Raw genomic sequence first — 18,586 nt, 5'->3', positions numbered from 1 at the left:
ACTTCCGGCGAGTCGACTTCTACCGGGAGCGGCTGGAGGAGTGGATCGCCGAGCGGGGTGGGCGGGTGCGGGTGATTCCGCCACGGGGAGAGAAGGGGTGCGCGCAGTGAGCCGGGCCGCTGCCGTGGCCGCGCGGTTGATGGCGGTCGACTGGCGGGACGAGCGCGACCGGGCGTTGGCCGAGGCGGACAGCCGGGCGGTGCTGCTGCTGGAGTACTTCCGGCGGGCCGCGAACTGGGTGGAGTGGTGCGGTGGGACGGAGGACTGGCCGTTCGTCGATCTGGCGGAGCTGGTCGATCCCACGGTGGTGATCCCGGCGGAGGTCGCGGCGCCGTTCGAGGCCTACCTCCACGACAACGTCGGGCTGTTCAGCGCGAGCGAGATGTCCCGCGCGGCCGTGCGGTGGGCGGTGCTGACCGAGGTGTCGACCGTCCCGAGGCCAGCTCTGGAGGATCCGTACGAGCCGCTGATCCGGTGTTTCGAGCTGGGCGGTGGGCTCGCCACCGAGGGGCACTGGGTGGACCTGTGGATGATGATGATCCCCAAGCGGAAGCCGGCCGACTACGCGGGGCCCGACCGAGTGACCCTGCTGCTGGACCGTCTGGCGGCGGTCGGCTGGAACGACGACCGGGCCGCGACGCGGCACGAGGGGTCGAGGGCCGCGCTGTTCGCCGAGTACCTGCGCAGGATGGGGAGTTGGGCGCTGGAGCACGAGGCCGGGCGGCCGTGGCCGACGCTGGATCCGGTGGAGTTCCTCGATCCGTCGGTGCGGGTGGACGAGCGGCACGCGGGGCACCTGGAGCGGATCGTCGCGGAGCACTCGCTCGGGCCGCTGACGGCGCGGCTGTGCCGCAACGCCGTCCGCTGGGCGGAGTTGGGCAGGTGGCGGGCGGTGGGGGAGGAGGACCCGTTCGAGCCGTTGTTGCGCTGCTTCGAGCGGGGTGGGCAGCTCTTCACCGAGAACCGGGTGGCGTTGTTCGGCGCGGGCGGGGTGCCGTTCCGGACGGCGGCGGAGTGTGCGGGGTGGCGGCCGCTGGAGTCCCTGGAGGCAGGCCGCCTGGACGCGTTGGACCGGGGCTGAACCGTGGTGGTCAGTGCCGCCGGGCAACGGCGCGCTCCTCCGCCGGTTGCCCGGGCCCGGCGACGCCGACCCGGACAACCACGCTCGTCACGACCCGGGCAACCACGCTCGTCACGACCCGGCGAGCGCGATCCGGAAAGCCGGAGCGCAGCCTCGCCTACGGCTTCGCATCGAGGCGCACGAGCGCGCCGATCTCGACGAGTTGGTCCGGCAGCGCCAGGTCGGACACGCCCATGACCGTGCTGGCGGGCCGGTGCTCCCCGAAGTACTCGGAGTGGAGGCGGGCCGTCGCGTCGAAGTTCTCGCGCAGGTTCCGCACCAGCACCGTGGTCTCGACTATCTGGCCGCGCTCGGCGCCGAACTGCCGCAGGACCAGGTCCAGGTTCTCCAGCGCGGTGCGGACCTGCAGTTCGAAGTCGTCGGCGCCCACGAAAGTGCCCTCGCCGTCATGGGACAGCTGCCCCGACACGTAGACCGTGTCGCCGACCCGAGTGGCCTGGCTGTATCCGTACAGCGACTCCCACGGCATGCCGAACCCGAACGCCTGCACCTGAGTACTCATGACCCGCTCCCTTGCCGCAGCTCGTGGGCCGTCCGTCGCGGACGGGCCCCTCATGTGAAGAAGCTACGGATTCGCGTGGACCGTGGTTGCCCGACAGTGCCACCGAAGTGTCCTCCGTGCGCACGGCCGGTCGGGTGGGACCGGATGGTCGGCGAGGTGGCCGATTCTCCGTCAGATCGGCGCCCCGCCGCGGCACGGTAGGGTCCTGCGGATGGCTACCCCGTTGCTGGTCCGTGCCCTGACCGCCCCCGCCGAGCCGCCGTTGCGGCCGCTGCCCGAGGAGGTGGCCGGGCTGCTGCTCGCCCTCGACGCCCCGCCGCGGCTGGCCGCGCACCTGCGGGCGGTGCACGACGTGGCGTACCGCCTGCTGGAGTGGACGGGGGAGCACCACCCGGAGCTGGGGGTGGACCGGGAGGCGGTGCTGTTCGGGGCGGCGACGCACGACATCGGGAAGGTGCGGCACCCGGAGGAGCTGTCCGGGCCGGGCTCGCGGCACGAGGAGGCGGGGCGGGAGCTGCTGCTGGAGCACGGCACCGCCCCGGAGTTGGCGCGCTTCGCCGCCACCCACGCGAGCTGGACGGCACCCGGCACCACGGTGGAGGAGCTGCTGGTGAGCACCGCCGACAAGGTGTGGAAGAACAAGCGGGTGCCGGAGCTGGAGGACCTGCTGCTGGACCGGCTCGCCGAGGCGGCGGGCCGGGAGCGGTGGGAGGAGTACCTGGCCCTGGACGAGCTGCTCACCGCGCTCGGGGACGGCGCGGAGGAGCGGCTCGCGTTCCAGGGGGCGTTCCCGGTCTGACGCCTGGTCGAGGGCTCAGTGCGGGATGGCCGCGATCAGGTCGGAGGCGCCCTGGCGCTTGAGGGCGAGGGCGGTGGCGGTGCCGAGGTCCTCGGGGGTGAGGGAGCCGGCCCACTCGTGGGCGTCGAGGATCTGCTTGCCGTCGGGGGAGAAGACGCGGCCGCGCAGGGAGAGGCGGCCGTCCGGTTCGGCCTTGGCGTAGCCGGCGATGGGGGAGTTGCAGTGGCCCTGGAGGACGTGCAGGAACATCCGTTCCGCCGTCGCCTCGCGCCAGGTGTCGTGGTGGGCCAGGCCGCGCACGGTCTCGATGGTGCGGTCGTCGTCCTTGCGGCACTGGAGGGCGAGCACCCCGGCCCCGATCGGCGGGCACATCGTCTCGACGGACAGCACCTCGGTGATCCGGGCGGTCTCGCCGATCCGCTCCAGGCCGGAGAGGGCGAGCAGCAGGGCGTCGTACGCGCCGGCTTCCAGCTTGGCGAGCCGGCTGTTGGCGTTGCCGCGGATCGGGAGGCACTCCAGGTGCGGGTGGGTGGCGGCGAGTTGGGCCACCCGGCGCACGGAGGAGGTGCCGATCCGGGCGCCGGGCGGGAGTTGGTCGAGGGTGAGGCCGGCCGGCTGGACGACCGCGTCGCGGATGTCGTCGCGGCGCAGGTAGGCGGCGAAGACCGTCCCGGCCGGCAGCGGCCGGTCGGCCGGGACGTCCTTGAGGCAGTGGACGGCGAGGTCCGCCTCGCCGGCCAGCAGCGCGGCGTCGACCTCCTTGGTGAAGGCGCCCTTGCCGCCGAGCTGGGCGAGGTCACCCATCCAGCGGTCGCCCGAGGTGGTGACGGGCACCACCTCGGTGCGCAGGGCCGGGTGGAGGGCGGCCAGCTCGGCCTGGACCCGCTCGACCTGGGCGAGGGCCATCGGTGAGGAGCGGGAGACGATGCGGATCAACTCGGCTGCGGGCATGGAGGGATGATAGTCCGTCACGCTCGACCGGCCGTCCAGCCGCCGTCCAGCCGCCGTCCACCGGAGGCGGGCGGGCGCGGCGCCCCGTCAGAGCAGGACGGCCTGCCGGGCGGTGGCACCCGGGGCCTGCCGGACGAGGTCGAGGAAGGCCGAGACGGCGGGGGAGAGGCGGGCGCCCGCCGACCACAGGGCCTGGGCGTAGGTCTCGGCCCGGGGCAGCCAGGGCAGGACGGAGAGGCCCTGCCCGGCCAGGCCCGCGCCGCTGACCGCGCTCTCCGGGACCATGGCGACCCCGAGTCCGGCCTGGGCCATGCTGAGGGCGCCGCGGGTGGAGCCGGTCTCCATCACGGCCGGGTCGATGCCGTGCTCGCGGCGCAGGTGGTGGACGAGGGCCTCCTGGGAGGCGCAGTCCGGGTCGACCACCAGGACGCGTTCGATGGAGTCGGTGCTGGGCGGCGTGGTGGTGCCGTTCGGCTGCGGCTCGCCGACCGGGACCATCGGGACGCGGAACAGGGACTGGCGGCTGACCCCTGGCAGGCCGGTGGCCTCGTCGTCGGGGTCGGCGGTCAGGGTGAGGGCCACGTCCACCTCGCCCTCGGCGACGGCGCTCTCCACCTCGGTGGCGGTGAGCACCTTGGGCGAGATCCGGACCTCCGGGTAGCGGAAGCGGCACTGCCGGACCAGCTCGCCCATCTCGTACTCCATCAGGAGGGTGGTGGAGCCGACCACCACCCGGCCGGTGGCCTGGCCGCCGATCTTCATGGCGGAGTTGAGCTCGTCGAGCACGGAGAAGATCCGGGCGACGTAGTCGCGGGTGGTCTCGCCGGCCGGGGTGAGGCGGACCCCGTGGGGCAGGCGGTGGAAGAGCTGGGCTCCCAGCCGGCTCTCCAGGGACTGGATGTGGGTGGTGACGCTCGACTGCGAACAGCCGAGGTTCTTCGAGCTCCTGGTCAGACTGCCGGTCTTGGCGACGTCCCAGAAGGTTCTCAGCTGACGGACCGTGAAATCCACGTATGCCCCCCGACGGCACATGGCGACGTTGAGAATCTAATGGCTATGGTGCTCTCTAGGCATTAGATGGTGGCACGCGTGTTCGGGTTTCTCAAACCCCCGTCGGCCGGGGTGTGACGCAAGGGTCGGGATTCTCCGTCAGTTACGCGCGAGTAGGGGCAACCAGAGGGGCGGTAGGTCAGTCACAGGGTTCGTGACGCGCATGATGACGGGCCGCTGAGCTGCGCGAGCTCACAGCTGAGCGGCCGTCAGGTGCGCCGTGCGTAACGCGGTGGGCCCGACCCTCGTCATCTGATCGCAACAGGGGCTTCTTACGGTGGAGCGCCAGGATCCGCCGGAGGAAGGGACGCAGCGTGGACGAGGGACGCGGCGTGGACCAGCGACGCAGTGTGGACCAGGTACGGACCGCCTGCTCGTACTGCGGGGTCGGCTGCGGCATCGTGCTCGACCTGGCCACCGGCCCCGACGGCCGGACCACGGCCGCCAAGGTCTCGGGCGACAGGGAGCACCCGGCCAACGCCGGACGCCTGTGCACCAAGGGCGCGACCCATGCCGAGCTGCTCGCCGCCCCCGGCCGGCTCTCCACCGCGCTGGTCCGGGCCGAGCGGGGCGCGCCGCCGGCTCCGCTGGACGTGGACGAGGCGATCGCCGAGACCGCCCGGCGGCTGCGCGCCGTGCTGGACGAGCACGGCCCCGACGCGCTCTCCCTCTACGTCTCCGGTCAGATGTCCATGGAGGCCCAGTACCTGGCGAACAAGCTGGCCAAGGGCTACTGGCGGACCAACAACATCGAGTCCAACTCGCGCCTCTGCATGGCCAGCGCGGGCAGCGGCTACAAGCTCTCGCTCGGCGCCGACGGTCCGCCCGGCTCGTACGAGGACCTGGACCGGGCCGACCTCTTCCTGGTGATCGGCTCCAACATGGCCGACTGCCACCCGATCCTCTTCCTGCGGATGATGGAGCGGGTCAAGGCCGGGGCGAAGCTGATCGTGGTGGACCCGCGCCGCACCCCGACCGCCGACAAGGCCGGCCTCTTCCTCCAGGTCCGCCCCGGCACCGACCTGGCCCTGCTGAACGGGCTGCTCCACCTGCTGGTCGAGAACGGCCGCACCGACCGGGCCTTCATCGACGCGCACACCGAGGGCTGGGAGGAGCTGCCCGCCTTCCTCGCCGACTACACCCCCGCCGCCGTCGCCGCGCTCACCGGCATCCCCGAGGCCGACCTGCGCACCGCCGCCGAGTGGATCGGCGCCGCGGGCGAGTGGACCAGCTGCTGGACCATGGGCCTCAACCAGTCCACCCACGGCACCTGGAACACCAACGCCCTGGTCAACCTGCACCTGGCCACCGGCGCGATCTGCCGTCCCGGCAGCGGCCCGTTCTCGCTCACCGGCCAGCCCAACGCGATGGGCGGCCGCGAGATGGGTTACATGGGCCCCGGCCTGCCCGGCCAGCGCTCCGTCCTGGTGCCCGAGGAGCGGGAGTTCACCGAGCGGGTCTGGGGGATCCCCGGGGGCAGCCTGCGCACCGAGGTGGGCAAGGGCACGGTCGAGATGTTCGAGCGGATGGCCGCGGGGGAGATCAAGGCCTGCTGGGTGATCTGCACCAACCCGGTGGCCTCGGTGGCCAACCGGGCCACCGTGATCCGGGGGCTGGAGGCGGCCGAACTGGTCGTCACCCAGGACGTCTTCGCCGAGACCGAGACCAACGCCTACGCCGACCTCACCCTCCCCGCCACCCTGTGGTCCGAGTCCGACGGCGTGCAGGTCAACTCCGAGCGCTGCCTGACCCTGATACCGGGCGTGCTGGACGCCCCCGGACAGGCGCTCCCCGACTGGAAGCTGATCGCCGAGGTGGCCCGCGCGATGGGCTACGCCGAGGGCTTCACCTACGCGAGCGCCGAGGAGGTCTACCAGGAGATCCAGCGGTTCTGGAACCCGGCCACCGGCTGGGACCTGCGCGGCGCCGACTACGAGCGGCTGCGCCGCACCCCCGTGCAGTGGCCGGCCGCGCCGGGCGGCCCGGAGCGCAACCCCGTCCGCTACCGCAACGACGGCGTCAGCCAGGCCCTGCTGGAGCGGCCGGACGGCAGCCGCCCCGCGCTGGTCTTCGCCACCCCGTCCGGCCGGGCGAGGTTCTTCGCCCGCCCGCACCTGCCGCCGGCCGAACTCCCGGACGCCGAGCACCCGTTCACCCTCACCACCGGCCGGGTCCAGCACCAGTGGCACACCCTCACCAAGACCGGCAAGGTGGCCAAGCTCAACAAGCTGGACCCGGGCTCCTTCGTCCAGGTCCACCCCGAGGACGCGGCCGAGCTGGGCATCGCGGAGGGGGACCAGGTGGAGGTGGCCTCGCGCCGCGGCCGCGCGGTGCTCCCGGCCCGGGTCACCGACCGGGTGCTGCCCGGCACCTGCTTCGCGCCGTTCCACTGGAACGACCTGTACGGCGAGTACCTGAGCGTCAACGCCGTCACCAACGACGCCGTCGACCCGGTCTCCTTCCAGCCCGAGTTCAAGGCCTGCGCGGTGCGGCTCACCAAGGTCGCGACGGCCCCGGCCGCCCTCCCCGCACTCGACGCCCCCGCCGAACTCCCGATCACCGTCCCGCTGTTGGCGGCTGCCCTGGGCCTCGGCGAGCTGACCCCGCCGGTGCTGGCGGCGGAGGAGCGCAGCTACCTCGCCGGGTACCTGGCCGGGATCACCGCCGCCCCGCCGGAGAGCGGGGTGCCGGTGCTGCCCGCGCAGGCGCCGCTCGCCCCCGCCACCGCCCGGTGGGTGGACGGCCTGCTGGCCGGGATGTACTCGCGCACCCCGCCGCCCGCGGACGGCGGGCCGCAGGTGCTGGTGCTCTGGGCGTCCCAGACCGGCACCGCGGAGGAGGCCGCCGCCGCCGTCGCGGCCCGGCTCACCGCGGCCGGCCGGTCGGCCAGGCTGCTCGCCATGGCCGACTGCGCGCCCGCCGAACTCGCCCGGGGCGCCGACCTGTTGGTGGTCAGCAGCACCTTCGGTGACGGCGAGGCCCCGGACAACGGCGCGGCCTTCTGGCAGTGGCTCAGCGCCGAGGACGCACCCCGGCTGGAGGGCACCCGCTACGCGGTGCTGGCCTTCGGCGACCCGAGCTACGCCGACTTCTGCGGCCACGGCCGCCGCCTGGACGAGCGCCTGGCCGAGCTGGGCGCCGAGCGGGTGCTGCCGCGCACCGACTGCGAGCCCGGGCAGGAGCAGCGCGCCGCCGACTGGTCCGCCCGGGCCGCGGAGGCGCTGGCCGTCGCCCCGCCGGCCGCGCCGAAGGCCTCGAAGCGCCGCGAGCACCAGGCCAGGCTGACCGGCAACCGGCTGCTCAGCCTGCCCGGAGCCGCCAAGGAGATCCGCCGCTTCACCTTCGAGCTCGGCGAGGACGGCCCCGAGTACGAGGCGGGCGACGCGCTGGGCGTCCGCCCGGTCAACTGCCCCTCCCTGGTGGAGGAGTGGCTCACCCTGACCGGCCACCACCCGGACACCGCCGTCACGGTGGACGGCCTCGGCGAGCTCCCCTTCGCCGAGGCGCTCACCCGCCACCTGGACATCACCCGGCTCACCCCCGACCTGCTCCGCCTGGCCGCCGAGCGGACCAGGGACCGCGAACTGCGTGCCCTGCTCCGTCCGGACAACAAGGACGGCCTGGCGCAGTGGAGTTGGGGCCGCCAGGCGGTGGACCTGCTGGCCGAGCACCCGCTCAAGCTGAGCGCCCAGGAGTGGGCCGAGGCGTTGCGGAGGCTCCAGCCCCGCCTCTACTCCATCTCCTCCAGCCCGCTCACCGAGCCCCGCCGGCCCAGCATCACCGTCTCGGTGCTGCGCTACGAGGGCCCGCGCGGCCAGCAGCGCAAGGGCGTGGCCTCCACCTTCCTGGCGGACGCCGCACCTGACCTCCCGGTCCCGGTCTTCGTCCAGCGCTCCCCGCACTTCCGCCCGCCCGCCGACCCCTCCGCCAAGACCGTGATGATCGGCCCCGGTACCGGGGTGGCCCCCTTCCTCGGCTTCCTGGAGCACCGCCGTGCGCTGGGCCACCTGGGCTCCAACTGGCTGTTCTTCGGAGAGCAGCGCCGCGCCACCGACTTCTACTACCGCGACGAGCTGGACGAGCTCTACCGCTCCGGCACCCTCTCCCGCCTGGACCTCGCCTTCTCCCGCGACCAGCGCGCCAAGGTCTACGTCCAGGACCGGATGCGCGAGCACGGAGCCCAGCTCTGGCGCTGGCTCCAGGACGGCGCCCACCTCTACGTCTGCGGCGACGCCACCCGGATGGCCAAGGACGTGGACCGCGCCCTGCGCGAGATCGCCGTCACCCACGGCGGCCTCACCGAGGAGGAGGCCGAGGTCCACCTCAAGCAGCTGGCCGCCGACCGCCGCTACGCCCGGGACGTGTACTAGACGCGCACCGGAGGTCTACCGCTCCGTCCGGCGCCGCCGGACCACGACCGCCAGGTCCACCGCCGCCAGCAGGGTGAGCACCCCGCAGACGATCGCGAAGGTGCGCAGGCTGGTGTCGCTGGGCACGTCGGTGGGGCCGTTCACCGCCGCCCAGACCGCGAAGCCGGCCGTCATCAGGGCGAAGAGGGGGGTGAAGAGGACGGAGAGCAGGAAGCGGAGCCTGAGGTCGCTGCGCGCCGTCATCGGCTCGGTGCCGCTGCGCCAGTCGTGGGGAGTCCTGGTCGGTCGCATCGCCGCACCACCTCCTGGGCCTACGATCGGCATGTACCCACGAGGGGAGAGGGGTAACGGCGATGGACGAGGACGAGTACCTGGGGCTGACCGCGGAGCGGGCGCGGCTCCTGGCCGCCGAGCGCGGCTGGTCGGCGGTGCGGGTGCTGGAGCCGGGGGCGCTGATCACGCTGGAGTACCGGGAGGACCGGCTCAACCTCCAGGTGCGTGACGGCCTGGTGGAGCGCTGCTGGCAGGGCTGAGCCTGCCCGGGGCGGCGCGGACGGGGGCGGCCCGCCAGAGGCCGGTGATCCTGCGGTCGACGGCGGTGACCAGCGGCTCGCCGGCCGGCAGGGCGAGCAGCACCAGGGCGCCCGCGGCCCACCCGGCGAGCACGTCCGAGAACCAGTGGGTGCCCAGGTAGACGGTGGTGAGGCCGACCGAGGCGGCGACCAGTGCGACCAGCGCCGTGCCGGTCCGCCGCCAGCGCACCGCCAGGTAGGCCAGCACGCCCCAGGTGACCACCGAGTTGGCGGTGTGCCCGGAGGGGAAGATGGTGCCGCCGAGGAAGAGCTCGGGGTCGTCGAGGTAGTGCGCGTAGTGCGGGCCGAGGCGCCCGGTGAGGATCTTCACGCTGCCCACCGTGATGTTGAGCAGCAGCAGGGCCCCGACCATCACCAGCAGGGGCCGCACCGTGCGCTGCCTGACGCTCCGCCAGCCCAGCCAGAGGCAGGCGGCGATGGCGGAGGGACCGCGCTGGCCGACCACCACCCAGAGGTCGAGGAAGTCCAGCACCTGCGGCCAGCGCTTGTACGGGCGCAGCTGCTTGAGCCACCAGTCCAGGTGCACCAGTGAGGTGTCGAACACCACCGCCAGCACGATCAGCAGGTAGGCCAGCCCGACCAGCACGGTGAGCGCCCGGTGGCCCCGGCTCATCGGGAACGGCGGGCTGACGGATCGTCGGGAAGCGGTCGGCACAAGCCAGACACTACCCGGACAGAAACGGACATTACGTCAGCCCGGAGCCGGGACGGCCGCTTCCGCAGGGTGGGGGTCCCGCGGAAACGGCCGTCGTACCGGGCCCGAACGCGGGCCGTCCCGCAGGTGTCGGCCGACTTGTTCAGACACCAGTTGCAGAGGAACTTAGCAGCCCCCCAGGGCCCGTGGTCACTCGATTCGGTCTCGATTTCCCGGCGCGGCCGGTCCGCCGGAAGCCCCCGGGCCCCGCACGGTGTGCGGGGCCCGGGGGCTTCGTCCGGCGCTGCGGCGCGTGCTGCAGTATGTAAGGAGTGGTCAGGGGGTGAGCCGCTCTACCGCGGCCGCCCCCTCCAGCTCCAGCTGGCGCCGGGCGCGCTCGATCAGCGCGGGGGTGGGGGTCCGGCCCGAGGCCATCACCAGGTCCTCGGGGTCGACCGGGTGCTCGGCGCCGGTGTGCAGCAGCCGGTCGGGCGTGGGCATGGAGTCGGCGTCGTCCGCGGGGTTCATCATCGTGCTGCCTCCAGGGTCCTCGGGGGGTGCGCACCGGCACCCGTGCCCCGAGTCTGCCCCCGCCGCCCCGGCCCCGCGAGCGGACGCTCCGTCAGTCCAGCGGGCCGCCCGCCACGTAGATGACCTGGCCCGAGACGAAGCCGGCCGCCTCGGCCGCGAGGAAGGAGATGGTGTTGGCCACGTCCTCCGGCAGGCCGACCCGGGCGACCGGGATCTGGGTGGCGGCGGCCGCCTTGAAGGCCTCGAACTCCATGCCGACCCGGGCCGCGGTGGCGGCGGTCATCTCGGTGGCGATGAAGCCGGGGGCGACCGCGTTGGCGGTGATGCCGAACTTGCCGAGCTCGATCGCCAGGGTCTTGGTGAAGCCCTGCATGCCGGCCTTGGCAGCGGAGTAGTTGGCCTGGCCGCGGTTGCCCTGGGCGGAGGAGGAGGAGAGGTTGACGATCCGGCCGAAGCCGGCGTCCACCATGTGCTTCTGGCAGGCCCGGGACATCAGGAAGGCGCCCTTGAGGTGCACGTCCATCACGGTGTCCCAGTCCGACTCGGACATCTTGAAGAGCAGGTTGTCGCGCAGCACGCCGGCGTTGTTGACCAGCACCACCGGGGCGCCGAGCTCGGTGGCGATCCGCTCCACGGCGGCGGCCACCTGGGCCGCGTCCGAGACGTCCGCGCCGACCGCCAGGGCCCGGCCGCCGGCCGCGGTGATCCGCTCGGCGGTCTCCTTCCCGGCCTCCTCGGTCAGGTCCACCACCGCGACCGCGTAGCCGTCGGCGGCCAGCCGCTCGGCCGTGGCCGCGCCGATCCCGCGCGCGGCTCCGGTGACCACCGCGACGCGGGGGGTGCTCTGCTCGGTCATGTTCGTACTCGTCTCTCTCTCGGGGGTGACGGGAGAACGCCATCGGTGCCGCCGAACGTTCGGACGGGCGCCGCGGGCGCTAGATTACCGACCGGTAGGAATGCTGACCAGGGGGCAGAGCCGCAGGTGACGCAGGGTGAGGATGGCTCATGTTCGGAGCCGTGGAGGCCGGGTCGACGTGGACGCGACACCTGGCGGAAATATGCCAACTCCGCCGAACAAACATCTACTCTTGGCCCCCGCCTGCCAGTTCTGGCCGACCGTTTGTATAGTGTGCGCCAGCAGCCACCGGCTGCACGGCTGGCGCGCTCACCCTCACAGCGGGTCGCTCACTCGCCGTTACTGCCCGCCCGGGTGTCCCACACACACCGGGTGTGACATCGGGACGGATTTCATGGTGCTGGGGGAGATCCCGACAACCCGCGTGCCCGGCCGACTTCAGCAGTCGCCCGGTCACCTCATCCGCGTGGCCCAGCAGGTGCACACCCGCCTCTGGTCCGAGCATGTCGGCAACGAGTTGACGGCGCCTCAGTTCGCCGTGCTGCTCGTGCTGGCGCTCGAACCGGGAGCGGACCAGCGCACCGTCGGCGAGCGGGCCTCGCTCGACAAGGCCACGATGGCCGAGATGGTCGCCCGGCTGGTCCGGCGCGGCCTGGTCCTGCGCCGCCGCGATCCTGCGGACGGCCGGCGCAAGCTGCTGGCGCTCTCGCAGAACGGCGCCCAGGTGGTCCGCGAGGCCACCGGCGGCGTGGTCCGGGTCCAGCGGACCCTGTTCGAGCCGCTCACCCCTGAGGAGCAGCTCGAACTGGTCCGGGTGATGGCCCGCATCGCCCGTCTGGAGCCCGCCGCGGTGGCGGCGATGACCGACGCCAGGCCCCTGCTGGACGCGCAGCGCGCCGTCGGCTACCTCATCCGGGTGGCGCAGCAGGTGCACACCAAGCTCTGGTCCGACCAGGTCGGTTCCGACCTGACGGCGCCCCAGTACGCGGTGCTGGACGCGCTGGAGACCGAGCCGGGCGCCGACCAGCGCACCGTCGGCGAGCTGGCCTCGTTGGACAAGGCGACCATGGCCGAGATGGTCAGCCGGCTGGTCCGGCGCGGTCTGGTGCTCCGCCGCCGCGACCCGCTGGACGGGCGCCGCAACCTGCTCTCGCTCTCCCCGGCCGGCCAGGAGCTGCTCCACCGCTCCTCGGCGGGGGTGCGCGCGGTGCAGGAGCTGCTGCTCGCCCCGCTGGAACCGCACGAGCACGCGCCCGCCATGGTGCTGCTGGCCAAGGCGGCCCGGCTGTAACGATTCATCAGGCTCCAAGGACCTGGCAGGAACGATTTTGCCCAGATTTTTCCGGAGCGCCTGACCGGCCGGCCACCACCCTTTCCGCAGAGGGTGGTGGCCGGCCGGTTTCGGTCCGTCGCCGGGCCGGTGCCGCGGTGGGCCGTCAGTTCCAGTCGAACTGCTGCGGGTCCGGGCCGAGGCGGGTGCCGGTCTCGACGGAGGCGACCGCGGCCAGGTCCTCGGCGTCCAGCTCGAAGCCGGCCACGTCGAGGTTCTCCCGGATGCGCGAGGGGGTGACCGACTTCGGGATCGCGATGATCCCGCTCTGCAGGTGCCAGCGGAGCACCACCTGGGCGACGGTGCGGCCGTGCTTCTCGGCCACCTTCACCAGGGCCGGCTCGGAGAGCAGGTCCTTGCCCTGGCCCAGCGGGCTCCAGGCCTCCGTCGCGATGCCGTGCTCGGCGTGGTAGGCGCGCAGCTCGTGCTGCGGGAAGTGCGGGTGCAGCTCCACCTGGTTGAGCACCGGCACCAGCTCGCTGCGCTCGCGCAGCTTGTCCAGCTGCTCGGGGCCGAAGTTGGAGACGCCGACCGAGAGGGCGCGGCCGTCGGCGGCCAGCTTCTCGAAGACCGTCCAGATGTTGAGGAAGCTGTCCCCGTGCATCGGGCGCGGCCAGTGGATCAGGTAGAGGTCCACGTGGTCGAGGCCGAGCTTGGTGAGGGACTCCTCGAAGGCGCGCTCCACCCGGGCCCGGCCCTGCTCGCCGGACCAGTCGAGCTTGCCCGAGTTCCACAGCTTGGTGGTGACGTACAGCTCCTCGCGCGCCACGCCCGAGGCGGCGAGGGCCTTGCCGGTGCCCGCCTCGTTCTCGTAGATCGCCGCGGTGTCGACGGAGCGGTAGCCCGCCTCGATCGCGGTGGCGACGGCGGCGGTGGCCTGGTCGTCCTCGACCTGCCAGACGCCGAAGCCGAGCTGCGGGATCGAGCGGCCGTTGTTGAGGGTGATGCTCGGGATGGTGCTCACGGGAAGGGGTGCCCTCCAGGTCGTACGGTCTTTGCCGTCAAGCACCCAACTGGTGGTCCAGGCCACTTGTTCCCGTCTCGGCCGAATTCGTCCGAAAATTCCCGCACACGGAGCACACCGGCCACCCCCGCCCCGGCCGGCGACCGTCGTGGGGCGTCCTGACGTGGCCGGACCGGACGGGCCGGGCGGAAAAGCGGTTGCGGCGCGCGCCCGGCCCCCGGCACGCTCGATGGCCATGACCTCGTGACGGAGCATCACCTCCCCCTGCCGCAGGCCGCCTCCCTCCCGCCGGAGCCCGCCTCCCCCTCCGCCGCCCCCGGTGATCCGGGCCCGGCCGTCCTCCCCCGCCCGCACCACCGCATCGGAGCGTCATGCCGCTCACCACCCTTCCGATGGCCGATCCCGGCCGTCCCGACCTGAACTCCCCGCTGGCGTTCCTGCGCTGGCTCCAACGCAGCCAGCGCCGGGGCAGCTGGCTCGCCACCCTCTGGGGCACCGTCGAGATGGCCGCGATGGCGGCCCTCCCGGCCGCGCTCGGCCTCGGCATCCAGGCCGTGGTCGACGGCGACAGCGGCGCACTCTGGCGGGCGGGGGCGCTCGCCGTGCTGCTCACCACCCTCCAGGCCGTCGGCAGCGTCCTGCTGCACCGTCAGGCGGTGTGGAACTGGATCACCGCCGCCGCCCAGGTCCGCCAACTGGTGGCCCGTCAGGCCAGCGCGCTCGGCGCCGGGCTCTCCCGGCGGATCGCCACCGGCGAGATCGTCGCCGTCAGCAGCGGCGACGTGGAGAAGATCGGCTGGTACGTGGAGCTGGTCGCCAGGGTCCGGGCCGCCGTCCTGGTCTGGCTGGCCGTCAGCCTGGTGGTGCTGGTGCAGCAGCCGCTGCTCGGCACCGCCGTGCTGCTCGGCGTCCCGGTGCTCGCGCTCTCCGTGCTGCCGCTGCTCGGCCCCTTCGAGCGCCGCTACGACGAGCAGCGCCGGCTCGGCGGCAGGGCCACCGAGCTGGCCGCCGACACCGTCGCCGGCCTGCGGGTGCTGCGCGGCATCGGCGGCGAGGAGCTCTTCCTCTCCCGGTACCGCGAGGCCTCCCAGAAGGTGCGCGGCGCCGCCGTGCGGGCGGCGAAGGTCTGGTCCCTGATGCAGGCCCAGCAGGTCCTGCTGCCCGGCCTGTTCGTGGTCGGGGTCACCTGGTACGGGGTCGAGCTGGCCGCCGAGGGCCGGATCACCGTCGGCGAGCTGGTCGCCGTCTACGGCGCCACCGCCTTCCTGGCCGCCCCGCTGCGCATCCTCGGCGAGGCCGCCCACGCCTGGAGCGTGGCCCGGGTCTCCGCCGCCCGGGCCACCCGGGTGCTCGCGCTGCACCGGACCGACGGCAGCCGCCCGCTCACCGCCGAGCTGCCCGCCGCCCCCGGCCTGGCCGACCTGCACGACCCGGTCACCGGCCTCACCGTCCGGGCCGGCCGGCTCACCGCGGTGGTCTGCGGCGACCAGGAGACCGCCGGATCGCTGGCCGCCCGGCTCGGCGGCCACGTGCCGCTGGCCGAGGACGAGAGCGCGGCGCCCTCCGTCCGGCTGGGCGGCGTCGAGCTGGACGCCGTACCGCTGGACGAGGCCCGGGCCGCGGTGCTGGTCCACGACAAGGAGCCGGTGCTGCTCTCCGGCACCCTGGCCGAGCTGCTCGCCGTGCCCGCCTCCGGGCGGGTCGGCGCCGAGGAGGCGGTGCGCGCCGCCCAGGCCGAGGACGTCCTGGACGCCCTGGTCGACGGCTCGCCCGAGGCCGGCGGGGACGCCCTCAAGGCCGTGATCACCGAACGCGGGCGCTCGCTCTCGGGCGGCCAGCGCCAGCGCCTGGCACTGGCCCGGGCCCTGGTGGTCGACCCGCCGGTGCTCGTCCTGGACGAGCCCACCAGCGCCGTCGACGCCCACACCGAGACCAGGATCGCGGCCGGCCTGCGCGCCGTCCGCGAGGGCCGGACCACCGTGGTGCTGGCCACCAGCCCGCTGCTGCTCGACCAGGCCGACACCGTCGTGCTGGTCGAGGACGGCAAGGTGGCCGCCACCGGGCGCCACCGCGAACTGCTGCGCACCACCCCGGCCTACCGCGCCGTGGTCACCCGCGAGGACGACGAGGCCGCCGCCTCCGTTCCCGCCGTCGTCGAGGAGACCGTGTGAAGCCGCCCCTGGTCCAGGAGCAGGGCCCCGCCACCGTCCTGCCCGTCGCCACCCCCGCCACCGTCCGCGGCTACGTCCGCCACCTGGCGCGCCGTCACCGGGGCGGCTTCGGCGCGGTGGTGGGCCTGCACACCGTGGCCACCCTGGCCGGTCTGGTCGGGCCCTGGGTGCTCGGCTCGCTGGTCGAGGACCTGAGCGCCGGCACCGCGGAGGGCAAGGTGCTCGCCGCCGTCGGCTGGTACCTGGCCGCGCTGGTGGTGCAGGCCGCCTTCATCGGCTGGTCCCGGCTGCGCGGCGGGGTGCTCGGCGAGGAGGTGCTGGCCGACCTGCGCGAGGACTTCCTGGTGCGCTCGGTCGCCCTGCCGCCCGGTGTGCTGGAGCGGGCCGGGACGGGCGACCTGGTCTCCCGCGGCACCACCGACGTGGACCGGCTCGCCAAGTCCGTCCGCGAGGCGGTGCCCGAACTGGCCGTCGCCGTGGTCTCGGTGGTGCTGGTGCTCGGCGCCCTGGTGCTCACCTCCCCGCTGCTGGCGGTCTCGGTGGCGCTCGCGCTGCCGCTGCTGCTCTCCACCTCCCGCTGGTACTTCCGGCGCGCCCCGCAGTCCTACCGCTCCGAGTCCGCCGGCTACGCGGCCGTCAACACCGTGCTCGCCGAGACGGTGGACGCCGGCCGCACCGTCGAGTCGCTGCGGCTCGGCGGCCGGCGGGTGGAGCTGACGGACCGCAAGATCCACGAGTGGCAGGCCTGGGAGCGGTACACCCTCTGGCTGCGCTCGGTCTGGTTCCCGACCGTCTCGGCCTCCTACGCGATCGTCATCATCGGCACCCTGGTGCTCGGCGGCTGGTTCGCGCTGCGCGGGTGGCTGACGGTGGGCCAGCTGACCGCCGGGGTGCTCTACGCCCAGGCGCTCACCCACCCGGTGGACCTCATCCTGCGCTGGTACGACGAGCTCCAGGTCGGCCAGGCCTCGCTGGCCCGGCTGGTCGGCGTCCGCGAGGTGGCCGACCCGGAGACCGACGCCTCCGTCCGTCCGGCGGGCCGCCGGGTGGCCGCCGACGACGTGCGGTTCGGCTACCGCGAGGGCGCCGACGTGCTGCACGGCATCAGCCTGGACGTCGCCCCCGGCAGCCGGGTCGCCCTGGTCGGCCCGTCCGGGGCCGGCAAGTCCACCCTCGGCCGGCTGCTCGCCGGGATCTACGCCCCGGGCCGCGGCAGCGTCACCCTCGGCGGCGCCGCGCTCTCCCGGATGCCGGCCGAGCGGGTCCGCGCCGAGGTGGCCCTGGTCAACCAGGAGCACCACGTCTTCGTCGGCACCCTGCGGGACAACCTGCGCCTCGCCCGGCCGGAGGCCTCCGACGCCGAGCTGCGCGGCGCGCTGGCCGCGGTCGACGCCGACGAGTGGGCCGACGCCCTCCCCGAGGGCCTGGACACCGAGGTCGGCTCCGGCGGACTCGCCCTGACGCCCCCTCAGGCCCAGCAGCTGGCCCTCGCCCGCCTGGTCCTCGCCGACCCCCACACCCTGGTCCTCGACGAGGCCACCTCCCTCCTCGACCCGCGCGCCGCCCGGCACCTGGAGCGCTCGCTCTCCCGCGTGCTGGCCGGCCGCACCGTCATCGCCATCGCCCACCGCCTCCACACCGCCCACGACGCCGACGTCATCGCCGTCGTCGAACGCGGCCGGATCAGCGAGTACGGCCCCCACGAAGCGCTGGTCAGCGCCGACGGCCCGTACGCGGCCCTCTGGCGCTCCTGGCGCGACGAGGGCTGACGCCCCGACGGCGGACGGCCGCCCGGCGAGGGCCGCCAGCCCTCGTCCGGGCAGCCCGAAGAGGTAGGCGGCCCGGACCGAGGGCTCGCGGGTGGCGAGCACCCGGTCGGTCAGCAGCTCGGCCAGGGAGTGCCGTTGCGCCTCGGTCAGCAGGGCGGCGAGCACCAGCAGGTCACCGGTCCGCCTGACCCGCGCGGCGTGCTCGACGGCGTGCCGGACCGTCGAGGTGAGGTGGAAGGCCGTCTCCAGGCGCAGCAGGGTCGGGACGAGCTGCTCGGGCGGCTGGTGCTCGGCGGCGGCGGTCGCCACCGCGTCAGCCGGGGCGTGCGGGAGCCTGCGCCGGTGGAGGTGGAGCACCAGGTTCCCGACGGCCTGGTGGTCGTTCTCCCGGACGAAGACCGCGGCGGCGGCCGAGACCTGGTCGGTCAGGCCGAGGCCGGCGAACGCACCGACCAGGTCGGCCGCCTCGACGACGTCGCGGCCCCGCACCGCCTCGGGGAAGGCGGCCAGGGCGGGTGACGAGGGCGCCGCCCCGTGCAGGGCCGTCAGGAGCGAGACGGCCTCGCCCGCCGGACGGTGCCGGGCCGTGGCGCGGACCAGCTCGACGATCACGTCCCGGTACCGGGCGTCCGGGTGGACGGCGAGGTGGAACAGCTGCTCGGCCGAGGCGCAGCGCAGGTCGTTCATCAGCTCGTCGGCCCGGGCGACCGGGGACACCAGGTCGAGGGCGAGCCGCTGCTCCCAGAGCAGCTGGCGGACCCGTTCCTCCGCCGCCAGGGTCCGGGCCCGCTCCCTGAGCAGCTCCTCGCGGAGGTGCAGGACCTCCCGGTGGAGCGTGTCGCGCTCGTGGCGCAGCCGCAGGTGTTCGGAGTCGTCGGTGGTGAGTGACTGCCGCAGGGCACGGAGCCGGTCGTCGGAGAGCGCC

The 18,586-nt window shown here is 74.0% G+C and carries 17 protein-coding genes; 9 read left to right on the top strand and 8 right to left on the bottom strand.

The genetic code is table 11. The features are described 5' to 3' along the window. The first annotated feature begins 97 nt into the window (after nucleotides 1-97). A complete protein-coding gene (locus ABD946_RS05915; RefSeq protein WP_345280780.1) occupies nucleotides 98-1,081 on the top strand; it encodes a hypothetical protein in 984 nt (327 codons plus the stop codon). Between the two features lie 157 nt (nucleotides 1,082-1,238). Here the strand turns inward: ABD946_RS05915 and ABD946_RS05910 are convergent, their stop codons facing one another. Further along, entirely contained in the window at nucleotides 1,239-1,643 is a 405-nt protein-coding gene (locus ABD946_RS05910; RefSeq protein ID WP_345280778.1) for a Rid family hydrolase, read from the bottom strand. Nucleotides 1,644-1,854: 211 nt separating this feature from the next. Between ABD946_RS05910 and ABD946_RS05905 the strand changes: the two genes are divergently transcribed. Further along, the gene (locus tag ABD946_RS05905; protein ID WP_345280776.1) at nucleotides 1,855-2,442 is read left to right on the top strand and encodes an HD domain-containing protein; all 588 of its coding nucleotides are present in this window, start codon (nucleotides 1,855-1,857) and stop codon (nucleotides 2,440-2,442) included. A gap of 15 nt (nucleotides 2,443-2,457) precedes the next feature. Here ABD946_RS05905 and hemC read toward each other — a convergent pair whose 3' ends face one another. Together hemC and ABD946_RS05895 are read right to left on the bottom strand one after the other, a co-directional pair. After that, on the bottom strand, nucleotides 2,458-3,393 hold the full coding sequence (hemC, locus tag ABD946_RS05900; protein WP_345280774.1) for a hydroxymethylbilane synthase: 936 nt from the start codon (nucleotides 3,391-3,393) through the stop codon (nucleotides 2,458-2,460). A gap of 87 nt (nucleotides 3,394-3,480) precedes the next feature. Continuing rightward, nucleotides 3,481-4,404, bottom strand: a complete 924-nt coding sequence (locus ABD946_RS05895; protein ID WP_345280772.1) for a LysR family transcriptional regulator — start codon at nucleotides 4,402-4,404, stop codon at nucleotides 3,481-3,483. A 353-nt stretch (nucleotides 4,405-4,757) separates the two neighbouring features. On the opposite strand from ABD946_RS05895, the gene ABD946_RS05890 reads away from it, so the two are divergent. Beyond that, nucleotides 4,758-8,813, top strand: coding sequence for a bifunctional nitrate reductase/sulfite reductase flavoprotein subunit alpha (locus tag ABD946_RS05890; RefSeq protein ID WP_345280770.1), 4,056 nt, complete (start codon nucleotides 4,758-4,760; stop codon nucleotides 8,811-8,813). Nucleotides 8,814-8,828: 15 nt separating this feature from the next. Here the strand turns inward: ABD946_RS05890 and ABD946_RS05885 are convergent, their stop codons facing one another. Beyond that, on the bottom strand, nucleotides 8,829-9,104 hold the full coding sequence (locus ABD946_RS05885; RefSeq protein WP_345280768.1) for a DUF6343 family protein: 276 nt from the start codon (nucleotides 9,102-9,104) through the stop codon (nucleotides 8,829-8,831). A gap of 62 nt (nucleotides 9,105-9,166) precedes the next feature. On the opposite strand from ABD946_RS05885, the gene ABD946_RS05880 reads away from it, so the two are divergent. Then, entirely contained in the window at nucleotides 9,167-9,346 is a 180-nt protein-coding gene (locus ABD946_RS05880; protein WP_345280766.1) for an I78 family peptidase inhibitor, read from the top strand. On the opposite strand, the gene ABD946_RS05875 is transcribed toward ABD946_RS05880, so the two are convergent. From ABD946_RS05875 to fabG, 3 genes are all read right to left on the bottom strand, one after another. After that, nucleotides 9,297-10,019: a phosphatase PAP2 family protein gene (locus tag ABD946_RS05875; RefSeq protein WP_345280764.1), complete on the bottom strand. Its 723-nt coding sequence runs from the start codon at nucleotides 10,017-10,019 to the stop codon at nucleotides 9,297-9,299. The two genes, ABD946_RS05880 and ABD946_RS05875, sit on opposite strands and share 50 nt — an antisense overlap. Before the next feature lie 357 nt (nucleotides 10,020-10,376). Beyond that, nucleotides 10,377-10,571, bottom strand: coding sequence for a hypothetical protein (locus tag ABD946_RS05870; protein WP_380149869.1), 195 nt, complete (start codon nucleotides 10,569-10,571; stop codon nucleotides 10,377-10,379). Between the two features lie 91 nt (nucleotides 10,572-10,662). Further along, complete coding sequence (gene fabG, locus ABD946_RS05865; protein WP_345280762.1) at nucleotides 10,663-11,427, bottom strand: 3-oxoacyl-ACP reductase FabG; 765 nt, start codon at nucleotides 11,425-11,427, stop codon at nucleotides 10,663-10,665. Nucleotides 11,428-11,893: 466 nt separating this feature from the next. Between fabG and ABD946_RS05860 the strand changes: the two genes are divergently transcribed. Further along, nucleotides 11,894-12,718 (top strand): MarR family winged helix-turn-helix transcriptional regulator, encoded by an 825-nt coding sequence (locus ABD946_RS05860; protein ID WP_345280760.1) that lies wholly within the window; start codon nucleotides 11,894-11,896, stop codon nucleotides 12,716-12,718. A gap of 145 nt (nucleotides 12,719-12,863) precedes the next feature. On the opposite strand, the gene ABD946_RS05855 is transcribed toward ABD946_RS05860, so the two are convergent. Then, complete coding sequence (locus ABD946_RS05855; protein ID WP_345280758.1) at nucleotides 12,864-13,721, bottom strand: aldo/keto reductase; 858 nt, start codon at nucleotides 13,719-13,721, stop codon at nucleotides 12,864-12,866. A 371-nt stretch (nucleotides 13,722-14,092) separates the two neighbouring features. Between ABD946_RS05855 and ABD946_RS05850 the strand changes: the two genes are divergently transcribed. The 4 genes from ABD946_RS05850 (at nucleotide 14,093) to ABD946_RS05835 (ending at nucleotide 18,549) form a co-directional block, all read left to right on the top strand. After that, nucleotides 14,093-15,892 carry an ABC transporter ATP-binding protein gene (locus ABD946_RS05850; RefSeq protein ID WP_345280756.1) on the top strand — a complete coding sequence of 600 codons (1,800 nt, stop codon included), beginning with the start codon at nucleotides 14,093-14,095 and terminating at the stop codon, nucleotides 15,890-15,892. Next, a complete protein-coding gene (locus tag ABD946_RS05845) occupies nucleotides 15,889-17,661 on the top strand; it encodes an ABC transporter ATP-binding protein (protein WP_345280754.1) in 1,773 nt (590 codons plus the stop codon). The genes ABD946_RS05850 and ABD946_RS05845 overlap by 4 nt, the downstream gene beginning before the upstream one ends. A 135-nt stretch (nucleotides 17,662-17,796) precedes the next feature. After that, complete coding sequence (locus ABD946_RS05840; RefSeq protein WP_345280752.1) at nucleotides 17,797-18,180, top strand: hypothetical protein; 384 nt, start codon at nucleotides 17,797-17,799, stop codon at nucleotides 18,178-18,180. A 15-nt stretch (nucleotides 18,181-18,195) separates the two neighbouring features. Further along, nucleotides 18,196-18,549, top strand: a complete 354-nt coding sequence (locus tag ABD946_RS05835) for a hypothetical protein (RefSeq protein WP_345280750.1) — start codon at nucleotides 18,196-18,198, stop codon at nucleotides 18,547-18,549. The last annotated feature ends 37 nt before the right edge of the window (nucleotides 18,550-18,586 follow it).

The organism is Kitasatospora albolonga (assembly GCF_039535905.1).
Classification (GTDB): Bacteria; Actinomycetota; Actinomycetes; order Streptomycetales; family Streptomycetaceae; genus Kitasatospora; species Kitasatospora albolonga.
This window is presented reverse-complemented; position numbering and strand designations above follow the sequence as displayed.